Below are 26627 nucleotides of genomic sequence, written 5' to 3' on the forward strand. Positions count from 1 at the left end.
TCGTGTACTCGCAGATCAGCCCGCACCGGGCGCACCGCGTCGACCTCCCGGGCCGTTACGGCACGATCGCGGCGTTGCGCGCGCCCGCCGCGGGCGACGACGCGGTGCGCACGACGGCGCTGCTCGTGCCTGGCTACACGGGGTCCAAAGAGGACTTCGCGCCGATGATCGACCCGATCGCGGACGCGGGGTTCGAGGTCGTCGCGATCGACCTGCCCGGCCAGCAGGACTCGCAGGGCCCCGACGACGAGGCGCTCTACCGCCCGGGACCGCTGGGGTCGGTGATCGCCGAGCTGATCGGGAAGATCGCCGCGGACGGCCGGAAAGTCCTTCTGCTGGGCCACTCCTACGGCGGTCTGGTGTCACGGGCCGCGGTGTTCGCGGGCGCGCCGATCGCGGGCCTCACGCTGATGTCGTCGGGCCCGTCGGAGCTCCCCGGCGGCGACCGGCGCATGGTGCTGGAGGTCGGCGAGCACGTGCTGGCCGAGCAGGGCGTCGAGGGCACGCAGAAGCTGAACGAGCTGCGGTCGTCGCAGAACCCGGCGTGGGTGGCGCTCCCGCAGGAGCTGAAGGACTTCTACCGCACCAGGTTCCTGAAGTCGCCCGCCGCGGCGTTGCTCGGCATGGGCAACGGCCTGCGCTACGAGCCGGACCAGGTCGCGAAGCTGGCCCGCGCGCTGCGGTCGTCGGGCACGCCGTGCCTGGTGGTGTGCGGTGACTCGGACGACGCGTGGAGCCCAGCCGCTCAGCGCGACATGGCCGAACGGCTGGACGCCGACTTCGCGGTGCTCCCCGGCGTGATGCACTCCCCGAACACCGAGGCACCGCACGAGCTCATGGCCACCCTGCTCCCGACGTGGCGAGCCTGGCTGACCTCCTGAGCTCGTGACCGTCTCGAACCCGCCGGTGCGGTCGAGGCCGTCCCCGATCTACGCCCACCAGAAGAACCACAGCGTCGCACCGGCAACCACCAGCACGACGAAGGAAGCCACCGGCGCCCTCCAGTCCGCGTACCGGTCCGCCACGATCTGCGCACCGACCGCCACCAGCGCTGCCGCCACGTGTGCGATGACCGAGAGCATGCCGGGGCCCGGGAGGTCGCGGGAGTTCGCGTAGAACTGGACGCCGATGTTGCCCAGCGCCAGCAGCACCAGGCCCACCGCCAGCACGCCGCTCACAGCGCGCAGGAATCCGTAGGTCCGCGACGGCCGTTTTGCTGCTTCCACTTCCACGCGCGCCACCCTACCGACGGCAAACACGGCCGCCACGGAGAACGCCACGGAGGACCTACGGAGCCAGCAAGGCCCACGGGTCCAGTGACGGTGCGGCCGCCTGGCCCTCGGGGCAGCTTCGGCGGAAGTCGCACCACTGGCATTGGCGACCGGTGACCGGCGGGAACAGAACTTCCCGGTCGCCGCCCGCTTTCAGGGTCTCGGTGGCCAGGTCGATCTCGTCGGCCGCCTCCTCCGCTCGCCGGACGTGTCTGGCCAGCGACTCCTCCGTGTGTTCCCACACCGCCACCGAGCCGGACGGCAGGTGGTGCAGTTCTACTCGGCGGCACGGTTTGCGCAGTGTTCTGCGGGCGGCGAGGGCGTACAGCGCCAGGGCTTGGGAGCCTCGGGCGTCGTCCGAGGTGAGGACGTGGCGGCCGGTCTTGTAGTCGACGATGACCAGTTCGCCGTCGCGGTGGTCGATGCGGTCGACCCTGCCTTCGGCGACGATGCGGTCTGTCGGGGACGACACCCAGCGTTCTACGCCCAGTGGTTCGAAGTCGACGTCCAGCGACGAGACGTACTCGTGCACCCAGCCGCAGGCTCGGGAGCGGTACTCGGCGGCCTGGTCGACGTCGCGGAAGCCCTCGGACTTCCACTGCCTGTTCACCAGTGCCACGGCCTGGTCCGGGGTGCGGCGGTCCGCCGGCAGGTCGAAGAGGGCCTTCAGCGCGTTGTGGACCACGGCGCCCAGGGTGTTGTGCGCCCAGGCGCCGCCCCGCGGTGGTGAGGGGCGGTCCAGGTACGTCATGCGGAAGCGGCGCGGGCAGTCCGTCCACGTCGCGAGCTTCGCGGGCGTGACGCGCACGAGCCGACGCGGTGCCGCGCCGCCGAAGTCGAAGCCGAGTTGTTCCACCCCGTTCAAGTTACTCAGCACCCCTGACAGTGTTCGACGCCCCTGCTCCGCAGAGGGCGGTTGACCGGACGACCGGCACGAACTCGCTAGATTCCCCGCATGGAGATCTGGCACAACCCCCGCTGTTCCAGGAGCCGCGCCGCCAAGCAGCGCCTCGACGACGAAGGCGTCGACTACACCGAGCGCCGCTACCTCGACGACGCCCCGACCGCCGAGGAGCTGGACGACGTGCTCACGAAGCTCGGCAAGGAGCCGTGGGAGATCGCCCGCACCAAGGAACCCGCCTATCCCGCGCTGCTGGAGCACGACCGCGCCCAGTGGATCGAGCACATGGTCGCCAACCCGAGCCTGATCGAGCGGCCGATCATCATCGACGGCGACAGCGCGCGCATCGAGCGTTAAGCGGCCGAGATGAAGCCCTCCACCGACGACGCCACCAGCTGCACGGCGATGGCGGCCAGGAGCAGGCCGGCGATCTTGGCCATCAGCAGGATGCCGCTCTCCTTGAACACCTTGATCAGCAGGCCGGCGGACCTCAGCGTTCCCAGCAGGACGAGGTGCACGGCCACGATCGCCGCGGCCAGGGCCAGGTAGGAGTCCCAGGCGCCGTTGGCCTGGCGCACGAACACGATCGTCGCGGCGATGGCGCCGGGCCCGGCCAGCAGGGGTGTTCCGAGGGGCACCAGGGCGATGTTGACGTCCTCGACCTCGGGGTGGTTGGTCGTGCCCTTGCCGGTCAGCAGGTCGAGGGCGATCAGCAACAGCAGCAGCCCGCCCGCGCCCTGCAGGGCGGGGATGCCGATGTGCATGTACGCGAGGATCGAGTTGCCCGCGACCGCGAACAGGGTGATCACCAGGAACGACACCAGCACGCCCTGCCGCGCGGCGCTCTTGCGCGCCTCCCGCGACTTGCGGCCGACCAGTCCCAGGAACACCGGCACGGTGCCGGGCGGGTCCATGATCACCAGCAGCGTGATCGAGGCCTCGATGAAGAGCCGCACGTCGAACACGGTGACACCGCCCTATCCGACGAGGATCTCGGCGCCCGTCGCCCTCGCGGCCAGAGCATCCAGCATCTCGGGCGCCGTCGTCTCCGCGCCGAGCCGGACCGTCTTGTTCGTGCCGTGGTAGTCACTCGACCCGGTGACGATCAGGCCGAGCTCGTCGGCGAGCGCACGCAGGGCCCGGCGGGTCTCCAGGTCGTGGTCGGGGTGGTCGACCTCGACGCCGGCGAGGCCGAGTGAGGCCAGCGACCGGAGAACGTCGGGCGCCACGACGGGGCCGCGGGACCGGGCGAAGGGGTGTGCGAGCACGGTGACGCCGCCGGCCTCGGTGATCATCTCGATCGCGCGCTCGACGGGGGTGTCCGTGCGGCCCACGTAGTACTGGCCGCCGGTCAGGAACGTCGCGAACGCCTCGTCGACGGACGACACGACGCCGGCACGGATCAGCGCCTGGGCGAGGTGCGGGCGTCCGGCGGGCGCGTCGAAGGGCAGCCGGGACATCAGGTCGACCGGGTCGATGGGGAAGCCGTCGGCCTGCATCATCTCCGCCATCTTCTGCAGCCGGTGCCGCCGCTCCTCGCGCAGGCGGGACTGCTCCTTCATCAGCATGGCGTGCGTCGGGTCGTACAGGTACGCCAGGAGATGAACGGTGATGGTGCGGCCGTAGCCGTCAGCCGACGAGCACGACAGCTCGGCGCCCCGCACCAGCCGCAGGCCGGGAGGCAGCGACGCGACGGCCTCGGCCCATCCGGCCGCGGTGTCGTGGTCCGTGATCGCCACCGCGTCGAGTCCGGCCAGCGCCGCCGCTCTCACCAGGTCTGCGGGGCTGTCGGTGCCGTCGGACTCGGACGAATGGGTGTGCAGATCGATGACCACGTCGTCCAGTGTGGACGACGTGGAAACCGGCTCCGCTACGGGACCATCTTCTTGCCGCGGGCCGCCCGCTGCGCCTTGATCATCGAGAAGCGCTCGGCCTGTGCCTTCTTGTCGCCGAAGGTCAGCTCCGAGATGGCGTCGTACACCTCTTCGGGGTCCGGCAGGAACTCCAGGCGGTTGAGCGCCTGGATCTGACCGGCCGACTCCACGATGAGCGTGCCGTAGCCGAACATGCGTCCGCCGACGGTGCGCTCGTAGGTGAGGTCGGTGACCTTGCTGATGGGCATCATCGCGACCTTGGTCTCGAAGACGCCCGATGTCAGCATGAACCGCTTGTCGGTGACGACGATGCGTTCGACCCACCACTCGATGATGAAGTACGAGAGGCGCAGCAACACGATCAGCGCCCCGTACCACAGCAGGTTCTGGATCAGGCCCGCCTCGGCGGGGGCCAGGTACGAGATGAGCATGAAGCCGGCGAGCAGTGCCGCCGCCTCCAGGACGTCCCAGATCAGGTAGGACCAGTGCCTGCGCACCCGGATGACCCGACGCTCGCTCGACAACAGGTAGTCGTCCGGATCACGTGGTGCGAACATGCGCTACCAGCCCTTTCTGGTACCAGCCAGTGCCCCTGTCCCTGCCCCGCGCCGTTCCGCGGAACTAGAACAATTGTCGCACGAAGGTGATCAGGGCCTCAGCCGCAGTCCGCAGCGAGTTGAGGATGTTCTGGACCAGTTGGGCCGCCTGCTGTGGCTCCGCGATGAGGAAGAACAGCAGCAAGGCGATTCCGGCGAAAGTGAGAATCTTCTTCAAGTTCACGGTGTCCACCCCGTCCGCGTTCGCACCCGTTTGGCGCCGTTCGTGACCGTTGTACAGCACGATTCAGCACCTTGGGAGATTTGTACCGCAGCCGGGGTAGTGGACAGCACCACCATTCCGGTGTGACTACGCTTCGTGATCGTGACGGCCAGCGATGAGAGCACCATCCGTTGCGTGGGAGCGATCGTGCATGACTCGGATGGGCGACTGCTGCTCGTGCGGCGCTCGAATCCGCCTGGTGAAGGCATGTGGTCGATACCGGGCGGGCGCGTGGAGTCTGGCGAGGCGGACGAGGCCGCTGTGACGAGGGAAGTCGCCGAGGAGACGGGACTCTCCGTCACCGTCGGCAGGCTCGTCGGCAGCGTCGAGCGGCCGGCCCCGGACGGGATTTTCGCCATCTTCGACTTTGAATGCCAGGTCACATCGGGTGTGCTCCGAGCGGGCGACGACGCATCGGATGTCGCGTGGGTCGACAGTGCGACCTTGGCCACACTTCCGACGGTCGACGGGCTGCTGGGAGCGCTCTCAGACTGGAACTGCCTGCCCAGGGCCTGATCACGGTTCATGCGATCGAGGACGGGCGCTCAGTGCCAAACGAGACGTCCGCCGTGGGCCTCGGTCGTCGCCAAAGTGGTCCTCGAGACCTCGGATTCACGCACTTGGACCAACGTCAGCTCACCGTTCTCGTGGGCGGCCCACCACACCGGCCTGCCCAAAGCCGACAAAGCGGGCACGAGGTCGAGCCCGGAGCCGCTCGTGATGACGACGACCGGGGCGTCGATCGGCTCGACCGCCTTGGCGAGGTCCGCGACCGGGTCGCCGGCGACCAGCCGGGGCGGGTTCTTGCGCAGCACCCCGGACGCCACGCCGAACAGGCGCAGCCGCTCCGGCTGGTCCGCCCACACGCACGCCTCGAGCCACGCGTAGGCGTCCTCGTCGGTCAGGTCGGCCGGGGCGGCGCCGATGCCCGCCTTGGCGGCCACCTTGACGGTCTTGGGCAGCTTCGGCAGCACCGCGCCCGGTGCGAGCTCCAGCGCGCAGTGCAGGCCCAGCGCGGCCTTGGCGGGCCCGGCGACGACCTGGCCGGCCTCGGCGGTCTGGTAGCGGTACGAGTACTGGTCGAGCCCGAGCAGCAGGCCCGCCGTCGTCGCGGCCTCCACGAGCCCGATCGGCCCGCCCGCCTGCTTCGCCGCGGCGGCCACCGCCGGGTAGAGCAGCGCGGCTCTGCGGACCTCGTTGGTCTGGACCACCTGCGAGCTCACGAGGGCCCGCACGCGGTCGCCGCGTTCGAGCAGGAAGTCCCGGAACATCGGCCAGGCGCTCTCGTCCGCGCCGTAGGTGCCGCCGAGCGACGGGTAGTAGTTCGAGAGCTGGTGGAACGGTTCGGCTTGCACGAGGCGATGCGCCGCCGCCAGCAGGAGCTCGCCCGTGGCGTTGTCCTCGCTGGCGGCGGTCAGCAGGCCGGCGACCTCCGGATCCTCGGCTGCACGCGACGCGAGGTGCTCGTAGAGCGGCGAGGTGGCCGCCGCCTCCACGGCGAACTCGCGCAGACGTTGTTGTGCCAGATCCAGAGAAGTCACTTCACTCCTTGGGTTCAGGGCGTCCCGGCTGCTCGCCACCGCGGGCCTCGCCGTAGGACTGCTTCGGCACCATGACCTTGCGCCTGAAGATGCACACGACCGTGCCGTCCTGCTTGTAGCCGCGAGTCTCCACGTAGACGACGCCCCTGTCGTCCTTGGACTTGGACGGCGTCTTGTCGAGCACCTCGGTCTCACCGTAGATCGTGTCACCGTGGAACGTCGGCTTCACGTGCCGCAGCGACTCGATCTCCAGGTTGGCGATGGCCTTGCCGGAGACGTCGGGCACGGACATGCCGAGCAGCAACGAGTAGATGTAGTTGCCGACGACGACGTTCCTGCCGAAGTCCGTCGTGTTCTCCGCGTAGTTCACGTCCATGTGGAGCGGGTGGTGATTCATGGTGAGCAGGCAGAACAGGTGGTCGTCGTACTCCGTCACCGTCTTGCCGGGCCAGTGCTTGTAGACCGCGCCGACCTCGAACTCCTCGTAGTACCGACCGAACTGCACCGCGCCTCCTGCTACGTGTGATCGAGATCTGTCACGGGTGGGGAGACAGTCTTCACACGGAGGGAGTACCCTCGGCAACCGGTGTGTGAGGATTTCCACCACCGGTGACCTTCGCCCCGAGGAGGTGAGGACCCCTAAATGAGCAAGGACCCCCACCCTGCCAGTACCAAGCGCGTCCTCGCCGAGGTGGCTTTCTAGATCCGTCTGGAACGTTTGAGCTCTTCTCGGTCAGGGCGCTCGTCGTGCTTTCGCACTTTCATGCCGACGTGTGTACCTGGAGGAACTCACCATGCCCAGCCTGCCCTCGATCCGCGGACGGGGATCCCAGCGCGGCCCCGCAGGGCACGTTCCGCACGTCCCCGTGCCGTTGTCGCACTACGTGGTCGACTGCGCCGTCTACGTGGACGGCAAGCGCTTGCCCGGCCGGTGGACGCACACCGACGCCGTCAAAGAGGTGCGCAGGCGCAAGGACGGGTTCGTCTGGATCGGCCTGCACGAGCCGGACGCGGAGCAGATCGAGGGCATCGCCGAGACGTTCGGGCTGCACGAGCTCGCCGTGGAGGACGCGGTGCACGCGCACCAGCGCCCGAAGCTCGAGCGGTACGACAACACGCTGTTCATGGTCTTCAAGACCGTCCGCTACGTGACCAACGAGTCCCCGGACACCGCCAACGAGATCGTCGAGTCCGGCGAGATCATGGTGTTCCTGGGCAAGGACTTCGTGATCACCGTGCGGCACGGCAACCACTCCGGCCTGTCGAAGCTGCGCCACGTGCTGGAGGACGACCCGGAGCGCCTGGAGATCGGCCCGTCCGCGGTGATGCACGCGATCGCCGACCAGGTCGTCGACAACTACCTCGAGGTCACCGACCACATCGAGGACGACATCGACCGCATGGAGGAACGGGTCTTCGCGCCGCGCACCGAGGTGAGCGCGGAGCAGATCTACATGTTCAAGCGCGAGGTCGTGGAGCTGCGCCGCGCGGTCATGCCGCTCGCGAACCCGTTGCGCCGCTTGGCCGAGGGCTACACGCCGCTCATCCCCGAGCAGGTGCGGGCGTTCTTCCGCGACGTCGACGACCACCTCACCGAGGTGTCCGAGCGCGTCACGGCGTTCGACGAGCTGCTGACCACGCTGGTCGACGCGACGCTCGCGAAGATCACGCTGCAGCAGAACACCGACATGCGCAAGATCACCTCGTGGGTCGCGATCATCTCCGTGCCCACCATGGTCGTCGGCGTGTACGGCATGAACTTCGACTACATGCCAGAGCTGAAGTGGAAGTTCGGCTACCCGCTGATCATGAGCCTGGTTCTCGTGGCCTGCCTCACGCTCTACCGAATACTGCGCCGAAATCGCTGGCTCTAGTCCGATTTCGCTCGCTTCGTTCGTCGTAGAAGGGCTTCGTCATGACCAGAATGCTCACCAACATCCGCTTCTGGATCCTCGCGTTCCTGCTCTGCTGGATCACCACCGTGTTCGTGCTGATCAGCGGAACGCCCTGACGTGTACGAGCGGCTGACGAACCTCAGGTTCTGGCTGCTGGTGTTCCCGATCGGCTGGCTCGCGATGGTGTTCGTGTGCATCGCGGCCTGGCCCAGTCCGGGCGCCGAGTCACCGGACGAGCTCGCCTCCGAGGTGACGAACGCCTTGCGCGCACACGACTTCCACCGGCTGCAGCCGTTGCTGGCGGTCGGTGGCGAGGACGTGGCGAAGTCGACCGCGGACCAGTTCCGGACCGCTCAGGTGGAGCGCGGCTACTACCGCGACGGCGCCGTCGTCGTCGAGTACGCGCACGCCGGCACCCGCGCGGAGTTCCGGCTGCCCGTCGAGGTGCGGGAAGGCCGGTACGTGGTGAACCCGGTGGTCACTCCCACGGGGTGACGTTCCAGGTGAACGGCGTGCCGTGGCCCTGTCCGTGGCCGAGGTTCAGCGAGATCCCCGCGGGCCAGAGCTTGAGCAGCAGCTCGAACCGGTACTCGTCGGGGCCGTCCACGCGGCGCGGCTCGAACACCAGCAGTGCCAACGGTGTCGTGGGCGTCGCCTTCGCCGCCGCGTCCGCCAGCACGGCCCTGCCCATCGCGCGGTCGGCGGGCGAGACGTACTGCCACACCACGGAATGCCACACGACGGTGAGCACGTCGCGTTCGGCGCGGGCGAGCTGTCCCGCGAGCCACTCGGGGCCCGGCGACCGGTCGACCCCGACCGGGTCGGTCGCGGCGAGGTCGAGCGCGTCGCGCAGCCGGTTCCACCGCTCCAGCTGATCCGCCCAGACGAACGAGCTCAGGTGCAACCGTCCGTCCTCAGTGGACACGTCGACGGGGTGGAGGTCGCAGCCGGCCCGTCCGACGACGCGCAGCCGGTGGGAGAGGTCGGCGGGCGGTCTTCCCGTCCACTCGGGGTCGAGCACGAGGAGGCTGTCCGGGTCGCCGAGGACCGTGTCCTCCAGCCGGTAGCCGACGTGGTGCGGACGCAGGTTCAGCCCGCCGCTCGCCCCGACCTCCAGCAGCCGCACGCAGAACGGCACGGTCCTGTTCGCGGCCTTCGCGGCCTCCTGCGCGGCGACCACCAGGCCGCCGTAGAGGGGCGCGCTGCGGCCGGGTTCGTTGGTCTGCACGACGGTGGCCAGGACGCGGTGCCTGAGCAGGTCCGCGTGCTCCTCGAGGGCGGGCAGGGCGTCCTGCCACAACATCGGCAGGTGCGGCTGGCCGCCGACGGACGGGTAGTGCTTCGCGAGACCCGGCGCGCGGCCTTCGAGCACGAGCCGGTGCACGGCGCCCGCGAACCGCAGCCCGGGCATGGTGCCCTCCCGGTCGCGTTCGGACCCCGCCATGACCCTGGCGGTGACACCGCCCCGCCCGAGGTCGTCCGCGGCGTCGTCGAGGAGCCGCTGGGTCAGCGGACTGCGGTCGCGGCACGCGCGGGCGGCCGCGGCGAACAGCTCGGCAAGCACGGCGTTGACGCTAGTGGGAGAACTGTCCCGCGTCATCCGGAGACGACCTCATTACGCTGCTGGAATGGTTCGAGTGCTCGCGGTGGCGGACGAGATCGTCGAACAGCTGTGGACGGCGCGGGTTCGGTCGTTCGACGTGGACCTGGTCCTCGCGGCCGGCGACCTCCCGTTCGACTACCTGGAGTTCCTGGCCAACGCGCTGGAGAAACCGCTGGTGTTCGTGCCCGGCAACCACGACGCCGACCTCTCCGGCTACTCGAACGTGCGCGGCCTGTGGACCAAGGCGGGCGTCCCGGTGCGCTGGCCGGGCCCCACCGGTGCGGTGAACGCGGACGAACGCGTGATCGACGTCGCCGGCCTGCGCATCGCGGGCCTCGGCGGTTCGATCCGCTACAACAAGGGCCCGAACCAGTGGACGGAACGGCAGCAGGCCCGCCGTGCCCGCCGGGTGTCCCGGCTGGCGGCGTGGCGCAGGCTGCGGGACGGACGGGGCGTGGACGTGCTGCTCACCCACTCACCACCGTTGGGGTGCGGCGACGAACCCGACGCGCCGCACCGCGGGTTCTCCTGCCTGCACGGCCTGGTGTCGCGCCTGGAACCCGGCTTTCTGCTGCACGGCCACATTCATCCGCACGGCGTACCGCGCCGGGACCGCGCGTTGGGTTCCACGCGCGTGGTGAACGTCGTCGGGTACAAGCTGCTGGACATCTCGGGAGCTCGCGATGAGACGTGACACCGGTTTCCCCGTCGCCGACGCGGAGAACGACTTCCTGCGGGCCCGCCGCCGCCAGGTGATGTCGCGCCTGGCGGCGTGGCTGCGCCGCGAGCCGGACGACGTGAACATCATGCTGCCGTTCCACGAGGTCGTGGACGCACTGGGCATGGTGTCCGAGAAGCGCCTGGGCCTGCAGTCGATCCGCCTGGACTCGATCGTGGGCAGCGTCGACCGCACCCGCGACTTCGACCGCCGCTTCCGCCCGACCTCCGGCCGGGTCCGCGAACGCTGGCAACGCCTGGCCCTGGCCACCCGCCGCGGCGAGAACGTGCCGCCGATCGAGGTCTACCGCATCGGCGAGCTGCACTTCATCATCGACGGCCACCACCGCGTCTCGGTCGCGCACGCCCTCGGGCTGTCGGTGATCGACGCCTACGTGACGCAGGTGATCACGCGGGTCAACTCCTCCGGCATCCGCTACCGCGGCGACCTGATCGTGAAGGACTACCGGCGCCTGTTCCTGGACCGCGTGCCGCTGAGCGGCGAGACCCGCGCCGCGGTCGTGCTGTCCGACCCGTGGGACTACGCCGAGCTCGGCGAGCACGTCGAGGCCTGGGGGTTCCGGCTGATGCAGGACACCGGCGCCTTCCTGGACCGGTCGGAGATCGCCCGGCGGTGGTACGCCGACGAGTACAAGCCCGTCGTGGCGATGCTGCGGCAGGCGGACATGATCGGCGACCGCACCGAGACCGAGGCGTACATGTGGGTGGCGGCGGAGCGCTACCGGTTGATCCGGACGCACCGGTGGGACGCCGAGGTGATCAACGCCGTGCGGGAGGAGACGCAGGCGCACGGCCGGGGGCCGCGGGTGTAGCGGGCCGGCAGGCGTGGTGGGGCGGTCGGCGGGAGTTGCGCGGCGGTTTCAGGGGTGACGGCGGCACGACGACGGGCGGCCGGGCCGATGCAGCCGGACCGAGACGCCGGACCGAGACGCCGAGCCGGGGCGGCCGGGGCAGGGCAGCCGGGTCAGGGCAGCGGTTGAGCGGACACAAGGCCGGGCCGAACCCGCGCGGCAGCGCCGCCGGACCCCACGCGGTGGCGGCAAGGCTGTCTGGGCCACGCCACAGCCACGCCACAGCCGCGCCAGAGCCGGGCGGACCCGCTCTTCAGCACGGCAGAGCCGACCGCGGCCGGGACCGGGATCCGGTGAAGCCGGAACCGGCGCGGTGAAGCGCGGCAAGGCCCGGTCAAGCGGTACACCGCACCCTCGCCCGGGCAAGGCGAGCACAACCCGCCGGGCAGGGCGCCGCGAAACTCGGTCGCGCCACCCGACCGCTCGTCGTTAGCGTGCACGGGTGCCTGATCTTGTCACCGACATCGTCACCGACCGCCTGATCCTCCGCCCGTGGACGTCCGCCGACGTCCAGGCCGTGGTCGGCGCCGACCGGCAGCCCTCGTGGGCCGACGACTTCCCCGCCGAGGGCGACACCGTCATCGCGGGACTCATCGACTCCCACCCCGACTGGCTCTCGCCGTTCGGGCACCGGCTGATCATCGAGCGGTCCACGTCCGAGGTCGTGGGATCGCTGGGGCTGTTCTGGCCTCCTTCCGACGGGCGGGTGGAGATCGGGTACGGCGTGGTGCCGTCACGCCAGGGACGCGGTTATGCCTCCGAGGCGACCGCGGCGCTGACGGCGTTCGCGCTCGGGTCGGAGGACGTGCACACCGTCCACGCCAACGTCGAACCGTCCAACCCGGCCTCCGCGCGCGTGCTCGAGAAGGCCGGCTTCGAGAAGACCGGCAGCACCGACGAGCTGATCAGCTACCAGCGCCCGGCCTGAGCGGACGCGCTCACCGGGGCGCGACGCGCGGGCCGTCCGCCTCGGGCAGCGGGCGCGCCTGGTCGAGGACCTCGTCCGTGTACTCGTCCAGCAGCCGCGTCCCGATCTGTTGCGCGTAGCCGAAGATGACGGCCCACAGCAGCAGGGCCGCGGCCGACGGTATGCCGATCAGCCCGCTCGTGACGCCGGCTCCCAGGGCCAGGATCCCGACCACCGCCAGTGCCGCACCGAGCATGATCTTGATCAGCGCCTGGTAGCCGATCATCACGTACGGCGAGAGCGATGGCCGGCGGCGTAAGAGCAACACCACGGCGGCCAGCACCGCGCCGAACGCGCCGAGCACCTGCACGAGCCAGACGTCCACACCGGACGCCTTGACGGTCCCGCCGGGGCACACCGTCGGCAGCGCGTTCTCCTTCGGATCGACGCAGAGCGGGATGATGCCCGGCTTCACGATGCCGACGACGCCCAGCACCGTGTTGATCACGAACAGCACCAGCGACGCCGCGATCAGCTTGTTGCGCAACGCCCTTGAGCCCGCGTGCGCGAAGTCCGAGTTGTCGTAGGCCGCCCGCAGCGCGTCCACGACGATCGCGCGCTCCACCGCGGGCGCGAACTCCCCCGGCCGCAGCTCCTCCAGGGCACGGCGGCGCGGGTCGTCGTCGTCGAGGTACTGCGCCACGCGCGCCTGCAGACCGGGCAGCCGCCCCAGGAAGCCGCGTTCCGCCGAGATCGTCGCCACCTCGGCCTCGTGCAGGGCGCGCCAGGCCCGTTCGATGTACCAGCCCGACCACCAGGACGGCACCATGCGCCACCACGGCTCGCGGTCGCTCAGCATCGCCTCCACCACCGCCGCCTGCTCCTCGGCGGTGCGGCGCCACACGTCGCCCTCGGGATCGACCGGGTCGCACGGTCCGAGCGCGGCCAGATCCGCGCGGACCCGGTCCAACCGGGACTGCACGACGAGTCTCCAGTCGGTGACTCTGGGTTTGCGCTCGGCCATGTCCCGATGGTGACAGGCACCACCGACAATTTCGGCATCCATCCGTGTGACGTGCGAAAACGTCACCAGAACGCTTACATCCACTTGCGCTTATATACACAGCAAGTTATAAAACTCTCCGTGGACGTCTTCGAAGCCGTGGCCGAACCGACCCGCCGCCACCTGATCGGCCTGCTCGCCGAACGGGAGCGCACCGCGGGCGAGCTCGTCGACAGCCTGCCGGCGCTGACGCAGCCCGCCGTGTCCCGGCACCTCCGCATCCTGCGGGAGACGGGACTGGTCGAGGTGAGGCCGGACGGCCAGCGGCGCATCTACGCCCTCAGACCCGATGGCCTGCAACGCATCGACGACTGGATCACCCCGTACCGCCGCTTCTGGCGCGACCACCTGGCAGCACTCGAGCAGCACCTGGAGGACCGGTGAACGACCTCGGCACCGTGACCCTGACCGGCACCCACGCCATCCTCACGTTCGAGCGCAGGCTCGCGTTCCCGATCGACCGCGTCTGGACCGCGATCACCGACCCGGACGAACGCGGAGCCTGGCTAGGCACAACGCACCACGAGTGGCGGCAACGGATCGTGGAGGACAGCGTCGTCCGCTACGAGCTCACGGCCGACGGCGACGCGACCCTGCTGACCTTCACCCACACCGGACTGTCCGAACGCAACGCACTGGGCTTCGCGCCCGGCACGCACGCGTTCCTCGACCGGCTGCGGGCGCACCTCGACGCCGGCAGCCTCCCGAACTGGGGCGAGCGCTACGCGCCGGCGTACCCGGCGTGGCGAGACGCTTCTTGAACCGGCCCTGTTCGCCTGGCCCGTGGTGACCGTGTCCGGCAACACCTCGAAGGCATTCCTGGACAGAAGGGTTGCCAGCTTGGAGTCATCTGGCAACACTTCTATCCACTACACGCGGACTCAGGCGGTCTGCGAGGGCTCCACCAGCGCACGGAGCCGGGGAGGCATCCTCTTCTCCAACCCGTACGGTTCGAGGTGCGCCTGCAGCACGCCCGTGAACGCCCGCTCCACCGAAGCGGTGTCCCAGTTGTCGCTCTCCAGGATCGGCTGCTTGAAGTACGGCTGCCCCACGATGTGGAGCTGACGCCCGTTGCAGCGGACGACCTGGCCGGTGATGCCCTCCGCGCGGTCCGACAGCAGGAACAGCACCAGCGGTGCCACCTTGCCCGGCGTGCGGTCCGCCGGGATGGCGCGCAGGGACCGTTCCGACTTCCACACCATCCGCGTGTGCGCGACGGGGCACACGGCGTTCACGCGGATGCCCTCGGACTCGAGGTCGAGGGCCCAGGAGTAGCTCAGCGACGCCACGGCGCCCTTGGTCGCCGAGTACGTGGCGAGCTTGCGCTGGCCGAAGGAGGCGCCGGAGGAGATGTTGATGATCGAACCGCCGCCGGTCGTGCGCATCGCCCTCATGGCGGCGATGCCGACGTAGATGACGCCGAGGACGTTCACCTCGACTACGTGCTTGATCGTCTCCGGGTCGTCGTCCCAGGGCGCGGTCTCGTAGTTCAGGCCCGCGTTGTTCACGAGGCCGTCGACGCGGCCGAACTCGTCGACGCACAGGTCCACGATCTTGGCCGCCTCGCTGGGGTCGGCCACCGTGTGGTTCGAGGCCACGGCGCGGCCGCCGTAGCCCCTGATGTGTTCCGCGACCCGTTCTGCCAGGTCACCATCGTTGTCGTTGACCACCACCGACGCGCCCGCGAGGGCCGCGTGCATCGCGTAGGCTTCGCCGAGTCCTCGGCCGGCCCCCGTGATGACGACCGCTTTGCCGTCCAGGATCCCCATTGCACGCTCTCTTCCTCATCCAGCGGCGGTTCGAGGCCCCCCTGTGGCCCTGTTCCCGCCTTCGACAAGCGTGCGGACGATCCGGAGCGGCGCAGTACATGGTTTCGATGAGATGACGCTGCGGAGCGCCCAGTGGCGAACGGAGTTCGGTCGGGCAGTTTGTCCGACCGATCGGCCCTAGCAGCGCGAAGACCTTTGCCCTCACTCGACCGGGTGACGAAAACGGGCCGTCCTCCCGTGTGGGAAGACGGCCCGCTTCAAAGGGATTTCACCGTTCCGTGTAGGTCAGGTTCTTTCCGCTGGACGGATCGAAGAGCTGCACCTTGTCCGCGTCGAACCAGATGTCCGAAGTGGCCCCTTCGACCGCGCCGGACGCCGACGACAGACGCGTCACCAGTCCGATGCCGTCGCCGGGCACGTCGTCCGCTCCCGCGTCCGCCGCGAGCTCCTGCAGCTCCGCCGAGGCCGCCTGCTCGCCCGTGAGGTTGAAGTAGGCGTACTTGTCGGACCCCATCGACTCCAGCACGTCCACCTGGTGCGTGAACTTGCCGCCGGCCGACAGCGCCGCCGCGTCGACCAGTGCCGCGTCCTCGAAGTGCTCGGGGCGGACGCCCATGATCACCTCGCGGGGCGCGTCGGCGCCCTCCACCAGCTGCCGCACCCGGTCCGTCAGCGTCACGTCGCCGAGCACCGAGCGCAGCGCGCCGTTCTCCAGCGTCGCCGGCACGAAGTTCATCGACGGCGAGCCGATGAAGCCCGCGACGAAGAGGTTGGCCGGGTTGTCGTAGAGGAACTGCGGCGCGCCGATCTGCTGCACGATACCGCCGCGCATGACCACGACCCGGTCGCCGAGGGTCATCGCCTCGGTCTGGTCGTGCGTCACGTACACCGTGGTCGTGCCGAGCTGCTTCTGCAGGCGCGACACCGAGGTGCGCATCTGCACGCGGAGCTTGGCGTCCAGGTTGGACAGTGGTTCGTCCATGAGGAACGCCTTGGGGTTGCGCACGATCGCGCGTCCCATCGCCACGCGCTGCCGCTGGCCACCGGACAGGTTGGACGGTTTGCGGTCGAGGTGCTGCGAGAGGTCGAGGATGTCCGCGGCCTCCTTGACCTTCTTCTCGACCGTGGCGTTGTCCACCTTGGCCAGCCGCAACGGGAAGGCCATGTTCTCCTTGACCGTCATGTGCGGGTAGAGCGCGTAGGACTGGAACACCATGGCGATGTCACGGTCCTTGGGCGCCTTCTCGTTGACGCGCTGCCCGCCGATGCGCAGCTCGCCGTCGGTGATGTCCTCCAGGCCCGCGATCATGTTGAGCGTGGTGGACTTCCCGCAGCCGGACGGCCCGACCAGGATGATGAACTCGCCGTCGGCGATCTCGAGGTTGACCTCCTGCACGGCCAGCGCGCCGTCGGGGTACCTCTTGGTCACCTTGTCCAGAACGATCTCTGCCATTGGTCAACTCACCCCTTGACGGCGCCGGAGGTCAGGCCGGCGACGATCCGGCGCTGGAAGAACAACACGAAGAGGATGATCGGGATGGTGATCACGACGGCGGCCGCCGCGATCGACCCGGCCGGGTCCTCGAACTGCGAGCTGCCGGTGAAGAACGACAGCGCCACCGGCACGGTCCGCGACTGCTCGGTCGAGGTGAGCGAGATCGCGAACAGGAAGTCGTTCCAGCAGAAGATGAACACCAGGATCGCCGTCGTGAACACGCCGGGCGCGGCCAGCGGCGCGATGACGCGGCGGAACGCCTGCCCCGGCGTCGCGCCGTCCATCTTGGCCGCCTTCTCGAGCTCCCAGGGGATCTCGCGGAAGAACGCCGAGAGGGTGTAGATCGCGAGCGGCAGCGCGAACGTGATGTACGGCAGGATCAGGCCGGGCCACGTGTCGAAGAGACCGAGCGAGCGCTCGATCTCGAACAACGGGGACACGAGCGAGACCTGCGGGAACATCGCGATCAGCAGTGAGACGCCCACCAGCAGGCTCTTGCCGGGGAAGTCCAGCCTGGCGATGGCGTAAGCGGCCATCGTGCCGAACACCACGGCGATCGCGGTCGCGATGATCGCGATGCCGATGGAGTTGAGCAGGGCCCGCGTGAACTCCGACGTCGAGAAGATGTTCTGGTAGTTCTCCAGACTCCACTCGCGCGGGATGAAGTTGCCGTCCGCCAGCGTCGCCGACGACTTGAACGACAGCGACACGATCCACAGCACCGGGAACAGCGCGTAGATCACGACGACCGCGTTGAGGACGCCCCAGCCGACCTTCTTGCCGGTGGTCTCAGCTCCTCCGATGCCTGCCATCAGCGCTTCCCCCCGTCGTCGCTGCCGGGGGCAGCGGTGCCGAAGAGCTTGATGAACACGAACGCGATGATCGCGACCATGATGAAGATCAGCACGGACATGGTCGATCCGATACCGAGGTTCAAGCCCTTGATGAGGTTGTTGTAGGTCAGCATCGACACCGACGACGTGCCCTGCGAACCCGCGGTGAGCACGAAGAGGTTGTCGAAGATGCGGAACGCGTCGAGCGTGCGGAACAGCAACGCCACCAGGATCGCCGGCTTCATGATCGGCACGGTGATCCTGATGAACCGCTGCCAGCCGCTCGCGCCGTCCATCGCGGCGGCCTTGAGCAGGTCGTCCGGCACGAGTGCCAGACCGGCCATGAGCAGCAGGGCCATGAACGGCGTGGTCTTCCAGATCTCCGCGATGCTCACGACGATCAGCGAGGGGATCTTCTCCGTCAGCACCGGGTCGCCGCCGAGGGCCTCTGCGAGGTAGCCGGTGCCGGGCGTCCAGGCGAAGCGCCAGGAGAACGCGGCCACGACCGTGACGATGCCGTACGGGATGAGCGTCGTCGTGCGGACGATGCCGCGGCCGACGAGTGCGCGGTGCATGATCAGCGCGAGCGACATGCCCAGCACCAGCTCGATCGCGACGGTGACGACGGTCAGCACGACCGTCACCCACACCGCGTTCCACCAGTACGGGCTGCTGAGCACGGTGACGTAGTTGTCGAACCAGATCCACTCGGTCCGGTCCGGGAACTTCAGGTCGAACCTCTGCATCGACAGCAGCAGCGAGTAGAGGATCGGCCAGCCCGTCACCGCGATCATGGTGATGGCGGCGGGGGCGCAGAGCAGCCAGCCGAGCTTGCGCTCGGCCCTCTTGCCCTCGCTCAGCGCCGCCTTCTTCTTCGGGGCAACGGGAGCCGGTGAGGCACCGGTCGTCGCCGTGTCCTCTGTCGTCGTCTGACTCACGGCAGCACCCCCTTGGAGTCGAGCGCGTCCTGCAGTTCCTTGCGCAGCCGGTCCGCCGTCGCCTGCGGGTCGATGCTCGCGGGCGGCGACAGGATCGTGGAGATCACGGTCGACACGTTCTGGTACGCGGGCGTGCGCGGCCGCACACTCGCGTTCTCGAGCGTCTTCTTGATGTCCTCGCGCATCGGGTACGCCTCGGCCATCTCCGGCTCGTCGTAGACGGTCCGGATGGTCGGCGGCACACCGTCCTTGAGCGCGGCGAACTTCTGGTTCTCCGCGTTGCGCAGGCACGACACGGCGTCGAACGACTCGTCCGGGTGCGTGGTGTAGTTGCTGACGGCGTAGTTGATGCCGCCGACGGTGACCTTCGCCTGGTCACCGCTCAGGGTGGGGAACGGAGCCCACTTGAAGTTCTTCGCGAAGTCCGGCTTCTTCTGCGCCGCCGCGTAGACGTACGGCCAGTTGAGCTGGAACGCCGCGTTGCCGCCCTCCATGGCGAGGCGCGCGGTGTCCTCCGACGCGTTGGAGAACGACGGGTCGATCGCCTTCGACGTGGCGAGCTTCTTCAGCGCCGCCAACGCTTCCACGGCCTTGTCGTCGACGATGGCCTTGGTGCCGTTCTCGTCGAGGATCTTGCCGCCGTTCGAGCTGACGAGGGTGTTGTACAGCACGACGAGCCCCTCGTACTGCTTGCCCTGCCCCACGATCTGGCCGGGCTTCCCCTCCGCCACCAGCGCCTCGGCCATGGAGATCATCTCGTCCCACGTCTTCGGCGGCGTGGGCACGAGGTCGGAGCGGTACCAGAGCAGCTGGACGTTGGTGTTGTCCGGAGCCCCGTACAGCTTCCCCTCGTACATCGCCGTCTGGAGCGGCCCAGGCAGCGTCTCGCTCTCGATCCGAGACCTCACCGAGGCGGGGAACTCCTTGATCCAGCCCGCTTTGGCGAGTTCCGCGGTCCACGTGACGTCGAGCCCCAGGACGTCCATGCTGTCGTCCTCGGCCGCGAGTCTGCGCACCATCTGCTCGCGCTGACCGTCCGCCTCACGAGGCAGCTTGTTGTAGACCAGCTTGTAGCGACCGCCGGCCTTCGCGTTGCAGTTGTCGACGATGGCCTGGAAGTTCTCCTGCGGATATTTGTAAACGTTGACGGTGATGCCGCCGCCGCTGGACCCGCACGCCGTGACGGTGGACGCCGCGAGTATCGCGGCCCCCACGCCGGCGGCGAGTCGATAGCGCCGTGTCGCACCCATCGGCCCAGCCTCCTTCCCGACTGCACGGAGGAGCCAGACCGCAGCGCCTGGCACCTCGTCGTGCCACCGGCCGCACCGGGCGGACCGGTCAGACGAACCTAGGCCCGATGATCACGAGTCGCAACCAAAGGAAGCAACGATTCAGAACCAATGCGCCGACCTGCGTCTCAACTGCCGGGGTTCGACGGGCGCATGGCGAGCTTGGCGAGCAGGTCACGGCCCTTCTCGGCCGACTTCGGCTGGCAGAGCACGTCGTACCTCCCCGCGACCAGCTGGCTGGCCGACTGGAAGTCGCGCTTGCCGCGCGCCGACCCGTAGCCGACCGCCGCGAACACGAGCCCGAAGAACACCCCGGTGATGAGACCGGTCAGAACAGGGCCGACCGTCACGCCCGGCTCCGGGCTGAACAGGGTGAGCAGCAGACCGACGAACAGGCCGAACCACGCACCGCTGGCGGCGCCGGTCATGAGCACGCGGCTCCAGGTCAGCTTGCCGGTGACCCGTTCGACGAGCATGAGGTCGACACCGACCACAGTGATGTCCTGCACCGGGAAGTCTTCCAGTGCAAGGAAGTCGACCGCGCGCTGCGCCTCCTCGTACGTCTCGTACGAGCCGACCGGCCACCCCGTCGGCGGGGTGGGCAGGCGGGGCGGGACTCCGGGCCGGTTCTGGCTGGCGAACGGACTCGTCACAGGAACCACCTCTGTCGGACGCGCTGATCGTTCCATCCTGCCAAAGCCCGGTCCGCCGTGCTCAGACGCCTACGGGTGTTTTGCCGGGTTCAGCCGGGGAAGGCGAGCTCGAACCGGTGAGCGAAGGCCCGGTACGACCGCGCGTAGGCGTCGGTCTCGTCCGCGACCCGCTCCCGCTCCTTGCTCAGCACCTCACCGGCGGCACCGGCGTTCCCGGCCAGCAGGTGGATGATCGCGAGCTTGCGCGCCCGTTCGAAGTCGAGCAGCGACTCGGGCTTCGCCACCAGTGCCTTCGCGACCGCGTCCCACTTCGCGTGCCGGTCGATGTACGGCTTGCCGAACTCCAGGAACGCGCTCACCAGCGACGCGGCGACCGGCCCGTGGTTCCCGCCGGGCGTGAACGCCCACCGCCAGACCGGCTTCTCCCCCATCAGGAAACCCAGCGGCGTGGAGAGGAACGGCATCGTCGGGATGCCGACCCCGAGCGCCCGGCACACCTCGTCGTACCGGCGGAAGCAGACGCCGGCGAGAGGCGTGAGCTCCACCGACCCGGTCACCCCGAACCCGAGCCAGCCGGAGACGCCGTCACCGCGGTCCTCCAGCCAGACGTGCCCGCGGCGGACGAACCCGGTCGAGCACAGGGCGGTGTCCACGGCCACGAGCACGTCGGTTTTCGGTGAAGGCCTCACGGACGACAGAGTCCCACCGATGCCCTGCCGGTGCAGCGCGGATCAGTGCAGGACGGGACCGAGGAACTCCGTCAGCTTGCGCATCGCGTCGTCCGGCACGTCGTCGAGGTGCTCGGTCAGTTGCAACAGGATGCGTCCGCCTCCCAGGTCCTCCACCGAGAAACACGGTGCGGACGCGAGAACCTCTTGCACACCACCCAAAGCAGCGACTTGACGTGGTCCGAGCAACGTCGCCCAGTGCGGGCCGCGCGCCAGTTCCGCTGCCATGAACAGGGATTCGTCCAGTCCCACGCCGACGGCGACCTCGTGCGCGGTCCGCACACCGACGCGGTCCAGCGTGATCCAGCCGCCGCAGGCACGCGTCAGCGAAGCGCCGGAGCGGAACATCGACAGCCAGTTCTGTTGCGTGACAAGGAAAATCCAGCCGCCGAACAGAGAGCGCGACGCGGTGACGACGATCTGGTGCGGGAACGCGGGATCGTCCTTCAGCAGGACTTCCGCGGACCAGCCGTCCTCGACCAGCGGCAGGCCCTGCGAGTCGAGCTGGACCAGCTGCACGCGCAGGAACGACGGCAGGTCCGCCAGTGCGGCCGACCACGACGGAAGGGTGAACTCACCCGAGGAGAGCAGCAGACGGGCGTAACCCGGTGGGCCCCAGGGAGTTGCGTCAGATGGCATGTAGTCGCGCGCCACCGCCACGAGCTCCTCGATCGAGGCCGGGCAGAGGGGCGCGAGCAGGTCGGTGAACACGGCGCCGAACCAGCCGGCCAGCGCGGGGCGGTCGGCACCGGAGAACGTGTCCAGTTCCAGGCGGACCACGTGCGGCGCCGACACGGGTCTCGGAAGCGTCAGGTCGGTGCTCAAAGTGAGCGAACCTTACGACTTCGGAACCCCTGCCGTTAGGGGCCAGTCCCGTGAAAGATCGGCCCCGAACGGAGGACCCCCTACCCCCGCGACCGGTAGTCGCGCAGCAGGCCGCGGGAGATGATCGTCTTCTGGATCTCCGACGTGCCCTCGCCGATCAGCAGGAACGGGGCCTCGCGCATCAGGCGCTCGATCTCGTACTCCTTGGAGTAGCCGTAGCCGCCGTGGATGCGGAACGCCTCCTGCGTCACCTCGGCGCAGTACTCCGACGCGAGGAGCTTGGCCATGCCGGCCTCGACGTCGTTGCGCTGACCCGAGTCCTTGAGCCTGGCCGCGTTCACCATCATCAGGTGCGCCGCCTCGACCTTGGTGGCCATCTCGGCGAGCTTGAACGCGATGGCCTGGTGCTCGGCGATGGCCTTGCCGAACGTCCTGCGCTGCTGCGAGTACTCGATGGCGAGCTCGAACGCGCGGATCGCGATGCCGCACGCGCGGGCGGCCACGTTCACGCGGCCCACCTCGACGCCGTCCATCATGTGGCGGAAGCCCTGGCCGGACGCGCCGCCGAGGATCTGATCAGCGGAGATCTCGAAGCCGTCGAACACCATCTCGGTGGTGTCGACGCCCTTGTAGCCCATCTTGTCGATCTTGCCGGGGATCGTGAGGCCCGGCAGGACCTCGCCGTAGCCCTCGGGCTTCTCGACCAGGAACGTCGTGAGGTTCTGGTGCGGCTTCTCGGCGCCCTCGTCGGTCTTCACCAGCACGGCGGTGAGGTTCGACGTGCCACCGTTGGTCAGCCACATCTTCTGGCCGTTGATCGTGTAGCCGCTGGAGCCCTTGACGGCCTTGGTGCGGATCGCCGCCACGTCGGAACCCAGCTCGGGCTCGGACATGGAGAACGAGCCGCGCACCTCGCCGGCGGCCATGCGCGGCAGGTACTTCTGCTTCTGCTCGGGCGTGCCGTGCTGCTTGAGCATGTGCGCCACGATGAAGTGGGTGTTGATGACACCGGAGACGCTCATCCAGCCACGCGCGATCTGCTCGACGACCAGCGCGTAGGTCAGCAGCGACTCGCCGAGCCCGCCGAACTCCTCCGGGATCGTCAGGCCGAAGAGGCCCATCTCCTTCATGCCGTCGACGATGTCGGCGGGGTACGTGTCGCCGTGCTCCAGCGTCTGGGCGTGCGGGATGATCTCCTTGTCCACGAACGTGCGAACGGTCGCGAGGATTTCTTCCTGGATGTCCGTGAGACCCGCGGTCTGGGCGAGGCGCGCCATCGCACTTCCCTTCCGAAGCAAGAGTTACCGGCGAGTATGGACCGGTTAACGCTCGTTTGCGACCGCGGTGTGCTCTCCGCAACACGGCTGCGGGACCTGTACCGAAACAGCACCGCTGACAGGTGTAATCGCGCACCCACGCAGGACGAAAGGGAGGTGCGGACCTTAGGATCGCGGCTCACACATCTAGGGGGACCAGCGATGACTCACGACCCGTACAACCCGAAGCAGCCGGGCGACCCGTACGGCCAGCCCGACCCGTACGCCCAGCAACAGCCCTACGGCCAGCAGCAGCCCTACGGACAGCCCGGCACCTACGGCCAGCCGATGCACGGCGGCTACGGCTACGCGCCGCCCAAGCCGCAGACCAACGCGATCCTCGCGCTCGTGCTGTCGTGCGTCGGGTTCGTCACCTGTGGCGTGACGGCCATCGTGGGCGTGATCTTCGGCCACATCGCGATGGCGAAGATCAAGCGGGGCGAGGAGGAGGGCCACGGCATGGCGGTGGCGGGCCTGATCGTCGGCTACGTCGTCATCGCCGGCTGGCTGGCGTACCTGGCGTTCATCATCATCGCGGTCATCGCGGCCGCGAACAACACCTACTAGCGGCGGGGCTCAGCCCGCCAGGGCGATCTCCAGGGCGCCACCGCAGTGGCGGCAGACATCGGCGAACACGTGGACATCGGCGGCGCATCCGGGGCAGCTGCGGAAGCTGCGCTCGAGCAGGTCGTCCTCGCGGCGCTTGAAGAGCCGCAACCGCCTGCCCGCCTTGCCGTTACTCGAACGTGACATGCCCCAGAGCATGCCCCTGCACGGGGGCGAGATCGCAAACCCTGGTGACGGATTGTGCGTCACCTCACCCATTTTGACTGCAACCCGTGACGGTCGAACACGTCCGGTGACATCGAGGGTGAAATGACGCACAATCCGTGACAGCTACTCGAGCGAGCGGAGCCAGTCGTCCAGGTGCGGGCAACGTGCCCGAAGCGCGGTCACTCCGAGATCCTCGATGGCGATCGGCCCGTCAGACGTCTTCATGTAGCCAGGGCAGTACCGGAGGATCCGTTTGGACGGAGCGGTCGTCGGACCGTCGTTCACGAGTTCCGGCCCACCAGCCGCTTGCTCGTCGGCTGTCAACCGGTCCGAGACCCACCAGCCGAGAGACTCCGGGTACGGCTTCAGCACGGTGTTGACCACGGCCTCTTCTGTCTGCCCTTCGACAAGCAGGTGCAGGCTGCGACAGACGTGACTCATGAGTTCCCGCTCGGCCTGCCGCCGAGGACGTTCTTCTCCCAGAGCTCACCCAGCGAGTACTCGGCAAGCCAGTCCTGCAGCTGCGCTGGATCACGCCGTCCGAACTCGGAAGCACCGTTCTGCCGCTCGACAACGATCAGCTCGTCCAGCGCGAACTGGTTCATCAACGTCACCGACTGGGTTGCGATGAGCACCTGGCTGCGCATTGCCGCCTGCCTGAGCAGGCTCGCCAGCTGAACGATCGCACAGGGGTGCAACCCCAGCTCCGGCTCGTCGAGCACGACCAGCGAAGGCAGCCGGGGATGCAGCAGGAGCGTGACCAGACAGATGAACCGCAGAGTGCCGTCGGACATCTGGTTCGCCGAGAACACGAGATCCGACTCGTTCTGCCGCCACCTGAGCCGTATCAGATCATTCCGCTCGGGTTCGAGGACGAAGTCGCGGAAGAACGGTGCCACCAACCGGATCGTCCGGACGATCCGCCGGTAAGCCGGGTGGTCGGCCTCGCGCAACGCCAGCAGCACCGCGGCGACGTTGCCGGCGTCATTCCTCAACGAGAGGTTGTCCGCTGTCGACACCAGGCTTTTGACGGGCGCGTTGGCACTCGTGTCGTGGAAGTGGAAAACACGGCATCCACGGAGGAGATCCACCACCGGCTCGGCGATCGAGTCCTCGCCCTCAGGCACAGGGACGTACTCGTGCAGCCTGGTCTCGCGATGACCGCGGCCGATCTCCTGACCACGGTTCAGGTGGCCGATCCACTCGGATTCGAAGATCAGCTCATCTCGCGCGGCCGGCACCAGCGTGGCCTTGTACGAGGTGTCACCGTGCACGGCCACAGTCACGTGCCCCATGGCCGAGTTGCGAAGCGTGTTGGCGCCGCCGTTGAGGCCCACGAAGAGGTTGAGCTCGTCGTCCACGATCCGCCCGAGCAGCTCGAACACCCGGATGAAGTTGCTCTTACCGGCACCGTTGGGCCCGACCAGCACGTTGATCCGGCCGAGTGTGACGGATGCTGAGCGGATCGACGTGAACCCGTCGATCCCGATGGATTTCAGCTCCCTGTCGGCCATGCGCTCACCTTACGGCGCACGGCCGACAGAAGGCCGGATTGATCAATCCTCCGGCGGCGTCCACACGTTCGCGCGGGACATGCCCGCCGCGCGGCCCTTGCCGGAGATCACCAGCGCCATCTTGCGCGACGCCTCGTCGATCATCTCGTCGCCGAGCATGACCGCGCCGCGCTTCCCGCCCGCCTCGGACGTGTAGTACTCGTAGGCGTCGAGGATGTTCTCGGCGTGGTCGTAGTCGTCCTGCTTCGGGCTGAAGACCTCGTTGGCCGCGTCGATCTGGCCGGGGTGCAGCACCCACTTGCCGTCGAAGCCCAGCGCCGCGGACCGGCCGGCGACGCGCTTGTAGCCCTCGACGTCGCGGATCTGCAGGTAGGGGCCGTCGATGGCCTGCTTGTCGTGGGCACGCGCGGCCATCAGGATCCGCATCAGGATGTAGTGGTAGGCGTCGCCGACGTCGTAGCCGGGCGGCTGCTCGCCGACGACCAGCGACTTCATGTTGATCGACGCCATGAAGTCGGCCGGGCCGAAGATGATCGTCTCGACGCGCGGGGACGCGGTGGCGATCGCGTTGACGTTGTTCAGGCCCAGGGCGTTCTCGATCTGCGCCTCGATGCCGATCCTGCCGACCTCGTAGCCCATCGTCTTCTCGATCTGGGTGATCAGGAAGTCGAGCGCGACGACCTGCTCCGGCGTCTGGACCTTCGGCAGCATGATGCAGTCGAGGTTCGCGCCGGCGCCCTCGACGACCTCGGTGACGTCGCGGTAGGTCCACTCCGTCGTCCAGTCGTTGACGCGCACGACTCGGGTCCTGTCGCCCCAGTCGCCCTCGTTGAGCGACGCGACGATGGTCTTGCGGGCGTCCGGCTTGGCCAGCGGGGCGCAGGCGTCCTCCAGGTCCAGGAACACCTGGTCCGCCGGCAGCGTGCGGGCCTTGTCGATCATCTTCTGGCTCGAGCCGGGGACCGCCAGACACGAGCGACGGGAACGCTGCTGGTCGACCACTGGAGTACCTCCTTGTACCGGCCGGTAA

At 68.6% G+C, this 26627-nt stretch carries 34 protein-coding genes; 11 read left to right on the forward strand and 23 right to left on the reverse strand.

The features are described 5' to 3' along the window. Window positions 1–2 precede the first annotated feature (2 nt). Window positions 3–881, forward strand: a complete 879-nt coding sequence (locus VM306_RS14000; RefSeq protein ID WP_325515026.1) for an alpha/beta hydrolase — start codon at window positions 3–5, stop codon at window positions 879–881. Window positions 882–929: 48 nt separating this feature from the next. On the opposite strand, the gene VM306_RS14005 is transcribed toward VM306_RS14000, so the two are convergent. Beyond that, window positions 930–1232: a hypothetical protein gene (locus VM306_RS14005; protein ID WP_325515027.1), complete on the reverse strand. Its 303-nt coding sequence runs from the start codon at window positions 1230–1232 to the stop codon at window positions 930–932. 55 nt (window positions 1233–1287) lie between these two features. Next, window positions 1288–2127: a PD-(D/E)XK nuclease family protein gene (locus VM306_RS14010; RefSeq protein WP_325515029.1), complete on the reverse strand. Its 840-nt coding sequence runs from the start codon at window positions 2125–2127 to the stop codon at window positions 1288–1290. Between the two features lie 99 nt (window positions 2128–2226). Here VM306_RS14010 and VM306_RS14015 point away from each other — a divergent pair, with 99 nt between their 5' ends. After that, window positions 2227–2529, forward strand: a complete 303-nt coding sequence (locus VM306_RS14015; protein ID WP_325515031.1) for an ArsC/Spx/MgsR family protein — start codon at window positions 2227–2229, stop codon at window positions 2527–2529. Here VM306_RS14015 and VM306_RS14020 read toward each other — a convergent pair. From VM306_RS14020 to VM306_RS14035, 4 genes are all read right to left on the reverse strand, one after another. Next, window positions 2526–3137, reverse strand: coding sequence for a MarC family protein (locus VM306_RS14020; RefSeq protein ID WP_414672376.1), 612 nt, complete (start codon window positions 3135–3137; stop codon window positions 2526–2528). The genes VM306_RS14015 and VM306_RS14020 overlap by 4 nt on opposite strands. Before the next feature lie 12 nt (window positions 3138–3149). Beyond that, entirely contained in the window at window positions 3150–4007 is an 858-nt protein-coding gene (locus VM306_RS14025; protein WP_414672377.1) for a PHP domain-containing protein, read from the reverse strand. Between the two features lie 35 nt (window positions 4008–4042). Continuing rightward, window positions 4043–4603: a PH domain-containing protein gene (locus VM306_RS14030; RefSeq protein WP_325515033.1), complete on the reverse strand. Its 561-nt coding sequence runs from the start codon at window positions 4601–4603 to the stop codon at window positions 4043–4045. 64 nt (window positions 4604–4667) lie between these two features. Then, window positions 4668–4886, reverse strand: coding sequence for a hypothetical protein (locus tag VM306_RS14035; protein ID WP_090053152.1), 219 nt, complete (start codon window positions 4884–4886; stop codon window positions 4668–4670). Window positions 4887–5000: 114 nt separating this feature from the next. On the opposite strand from VM306_RS14035, the gene VM306_RS14040 reads away from it, so the two are divergent. Continuing rightward, window positions 5001–5381, forward strand: a complete 381-nt coding sequence (locus VM306_RS14040; RefSeq protein ID WP_325515035.1) for an NUDIX hydrolase — start codon at window positions 5001–5003, stop codon at window positions 5379–5381. A gap of 29 nt (window positions 5382–5410) precedes the next feature. Here VM306_RS14040 and VM306_RS14045 read toward each other — a convergent pair whose 3' ends face one another. After that, window positions 5411–6406: a DUF2332 domain-containing protein gene (locus VM306_RS14045; protein WP_325515037.1), complete on the reverse strand. Its 996-nt coding sequence runs from the start codon at window positions 6404–6406 to the stop codon at window positions 5411–5413. A 1-nt stretch (window position 6407) separates the two neighbouring features. Then, window positions 6408–6911: a MaoC family dehydratase gene (locus tag VM306_RS14050; protein WP_325515039.1), complete on the reverse strand. Its 504-nt coding sequence runs from the start codon at window positions 6909–6911 to the stop codon at window positions 6408–6410. Between the two features lie 289 nt (window positions 6912–7200). Between VM306_RS14050 and corA the strand changes: the two genes are divergently transcribed. After that, a complete protein-coding gene (gene corA / locus VM306_RS14055) occupies window positions 7201–8280 on the forward strand; it encodes a magnesium/cobalt transporter CorA (protein ID WP_325515042.1) in 1080 nt (359 codons plus the stop codon). Window positions 8281–8418: 138 nt separating this feature from the next. After that, complete coding sequence (locus tag VM306_RS14060; RefSeq protein WP_325515044.1) at window positions 8419–8796, forward strand: hypothetical protein; 378 nt, start codon at window positions 8419–8421, stop codon at window positions 8794–8796. On the opposite strand, the gene VM306_RS14065 is transcribed toward VM306_RS14060, so the two are convergent. Continuing rightward, complete coding sequence (locus tag VM306_RS14065) at window positions 8780–9865, reverse strand: DUF2332 domain-containing protein (RefSeq protein ID WP_325515046.1); 1086 nt, start codon at window positions 9863–9865, stop codon at window positions 8780–8782. The genes VM306_RS14060 and VM306_RS14065 overlap by 17 nt on opposite strands. 64 nt (window positions 9866–9929) lie before the next feature. Between VM306_RS14065 and VM306_RS14070 the strand changes: the two genes are divergently transcribed. The 3 genes from VM306_RS14070 to VM306_RS14080 all read left to right on the forward strand — a co-directional run bounded on the left by VM306_RS14070 (window position 9930) and on the right by VM306_RS14080 (window position 12421). Further along, window positions 9930–10598, forward strand: coding sequence for a metallophosphoesterase family protein (locus VM306_RS14070; RefSeq protein WP_325515048.1), 669 nt, complete (start codon window positions 9930–9932; stop codon window positions 10596–10598). Further along, window positions 10588–11454: a chromosome partitioning protein ParB gene (locus VM306_RS14075; protein WP_325515050.1), complete on the forward strand. Its 867-nt coding sequence runs from the start codon at window positions 10588–10590 to the stop codon at window positions 11452–11454. The genes VM306_RS14070 and VM306_RS14075 overlap by 11 nt, the downstream gene beginning before the upstream one ends. A 481-nt stretch (window positions 11455–11935) precedes the next feature. Then, complete coding sequence (locus VM306_RS14080) at window positions 11936–12421, forward strand: GNAT family N-acetyltransferase (RefSeq protein WP_325515052.1); 486 nt, start codon at window positions 11936–11938, stop codon at window positions 12419–12421. A 10-nt stretch (window positions 12422–12431) separates the two neighbouring features. Here VM306_RS14080 and VM306_RS14085 read toward each other — a convergent pair whose 3' ends face one another. After that, window positions 12432–13424 carry a hypothetical protein gene (locus tag VM306_RS14085; protein WP_325515054.1) on the reverse strand — a complete coding sequence of 331 codons (993 nt, stop codon included), beginning with the start codon at window positions 13422–13424 and terminating at the stop codon, window positions 12432–12434. A 120-nt stretch (window positions 13425–13544) separates the two neighbouring features. Here VM306_RS14085 and VM306_RS14090 point away from each other — a divergent pair, with 120 nt between their 5' ends. Then, on the forward strand, window positions 13545–13847 hold the full coding sequence (locus tag VM306_RS14090) for a metalloregulator ArsR/SmtB family transcription factor (RefSeq protein ID WP_325515057.1): 303 nt from the start codon (window positions 13545–13547) through the stop codon (window positions 13845–13847). Beyond that, complete coding sequence (locus tag VM306_RS14095) at window positions 13844–14224, forward strand: SRPBCC domain-containing protein (protein WP_325515061.1); 381 nt, start codon at window positions 13844–13846, stop codon at window positions 14222–14224. Before VM306_RS14090 ends, VM306_RS14095 begins: the two co-directional genes overlap by 4 nt. 120 nt (window positions 14225–14344) lie before the next feature. Here VM306_RS14095 and VM306_RS14100 read toward each other — a convergent pair whose 3' ends face one another. The 9 genes from VM306_RS14100 to VM306_RS14140 all read right to left on the reverse strand — a co-directional run bounded on the left by VM306_RS14100 (window position 14345) and on the right by VM306_RS14140 (window position 23270). Further along, the gene (locus tag VM306_RS14100; protein ID WP_325515064.1) at window positions 14345–15232 is read right to left on the reverse strand and encodes an SDR family oxidoreductase; all 888 of its coding nucleotides are present in this window, start codon (window positions 15230–15232) and stop codon (window positions 14345–14347) included. Between the two features lie 268 nt (window positions 15233–15500). Beyond that, window positions 15501–16685: a sn-glycerol-3-phosphate ABC transporter ATP-binding protein UgpC gene (locus VM306_RS14105; RefSeq protein ID WP_325515067.1), complete on the reverse strand. Its 1185-nt coding sequence runs from the start codon at window positions 16683–16685 to the stop codon at window positions 15501–15503. An 8-nt stretch (window positions 16686–16693) separates the two neighbouring features. Then, a complete protein-coding gene (locus VM306_RS14110; protein WP_325515070.1) occupies window positions 16694–17539 on the reverse strand; it encodes a carbohydrate ABC transporter permease in 846 nt (281 codons plus the stop codon). Beyond that, window positions 17539–18498, reverse strand: a complete 960-nt coding sequence (locus VM306_RS14115; protein WP_414672378.1) for a carbohydrate ABC transporter permease — start codon at window positions 18496–18498, stop codon at window positions 17539–17541. Before VM306_RS14115 ends, VM306_RS14110 begins: the two co-directional genes overlap by 1 nt. Next, entirely contained in the window at window positions 18495–19748 is a 1254-nt protein-coding gene (locus VM306_RS14120; RefSeq protein ID WP_325515073.1) for an ABC transporter substrate-binding protein, read from the reverse strand. Before VM306_RS14120 ends, VM306_RS14115 begins: the two co-directional genes overlap by 4 nt. A 167-nt stretch (window positions 19749–19915) precedes the next feature. Further along, window positions 19916–20476: a general stress protein gene (locus tag VM306_RS14125; protein WP_325515075.1), complete on the reverse strand. Its 561-nt coding sequence runs from the start codon at window positions 20474–20476 to the stop codon at window positions 19916–19918. Window positions 20477–20529: 53 nt separating this feature from the next. Beyond that, window positions 20530–21129, reverse strand: coding sequence for a hypothetical protein (locus VM306_RS14130; protein WP_325515078.1), 600 nt, complete (start codon window positions 21127–21129; stop codon window positions 20530–20532). A 42-nt stretch (window positions 21130–21171) separates the two neighbouring features. Next, on the reverse strand, window positions 21172–21993 hold the full coding sequence (locus VM306_RS14135; protein ID WP_325515080.1) for a hypothetical protein: 822 nt from the start codon (window positions 21991–21993) through the stop codon (window positions 21172–21174). 80 nt (window positions 21994–22073) lie between these two features. Next, complete coding sequence (locus tag VM306_RS14140) at window positions 22074–23270, reverse strand: acyl-CoA dehydrogenase family protein (protein ID WP_325515082.1); 1197 nt, start codon at window positions 23268–23270, stop codon at window positions 22074–22076. Window positions 23271–23471: 201 nt separating this feature from the next. Here VM306_RS14140 and VM306_RS14145 point away from each other — a divergent pair, with 201 nt between their 5' ends. Next, complete coding sequence (locus VM306_RS14145; protein ID WP_325515084.1) at window positions 23472–23876, forward strand: DUF4190 domain-containing protein; 405 nt, start codon at window positions 23472–23474, stop codon at window positions 23874–23876. Window positions 23877–23885: 9 nt separating this feature from the next. Here VM306_RS14145 and VM306_RS14150 read toward each other — a convergent pair whose 3' ends face one another. The 4 genes from VM306_RS14150 to VM306_RS14165 form a co-directional block, all read right to left on the reverse strand. Beyond that, window positions 23886–24062: a hypothetical protein gene (locus VM306_RS14150; RefSeq protein ID WP_177220969.1), complete on the reverse strand. Its 177-nt coding sequence runs from the start codon at window positions 24060–24062 to the stop codon at window positions 23886–23888. Window positions 24063–24206: 144 nt separating this feature from the next. Next, window positions 24207–24524: a DUF4276 family protein gene (locus VM306_RS14155; protein WP_325515087.1), complete on the reverse strand. Its 318-nt coding sequence runs from the start codon at window positions 24522–24524 to the stop codon at window positions 24207–24209. After that, complete coding sequence (locus VM306_RS14160; protein ID WP_325515089.1) at window positions 24521–25597, reverse strand: AAA family ATPase; 1077 nt, start codon at window positions 25595–25597, stop codon at window positions 24521–24523. The genes VM306_RS14155 and VM306_RS14160 overlap by 4 nt, the downstream gene beginning before the upstream one ends. A gap of 42 nt (window positions 25598–25639) precedes the next feature. Next, window positions 25640–26599 (reverse strand): CoA ester lyase, encoded by a 960-nt coding sequence (locus VM306_RS14165; protein WP_325515091.1) that lies wholly within the window; start codon window positions 26597–26599, stop codon window positions 25640–25642. Between the last annotated feature and the right edge of the window lie 28 nt (window positions 26600–26627).

Source organism: Lentzea sp. (genome assembly GCF_035525475.1).
Lineage (GTDB): Bacteria > Actinomycetota > Actinomycetes > Mycobacteriales > Pseudonocardiaceae > Lentzea.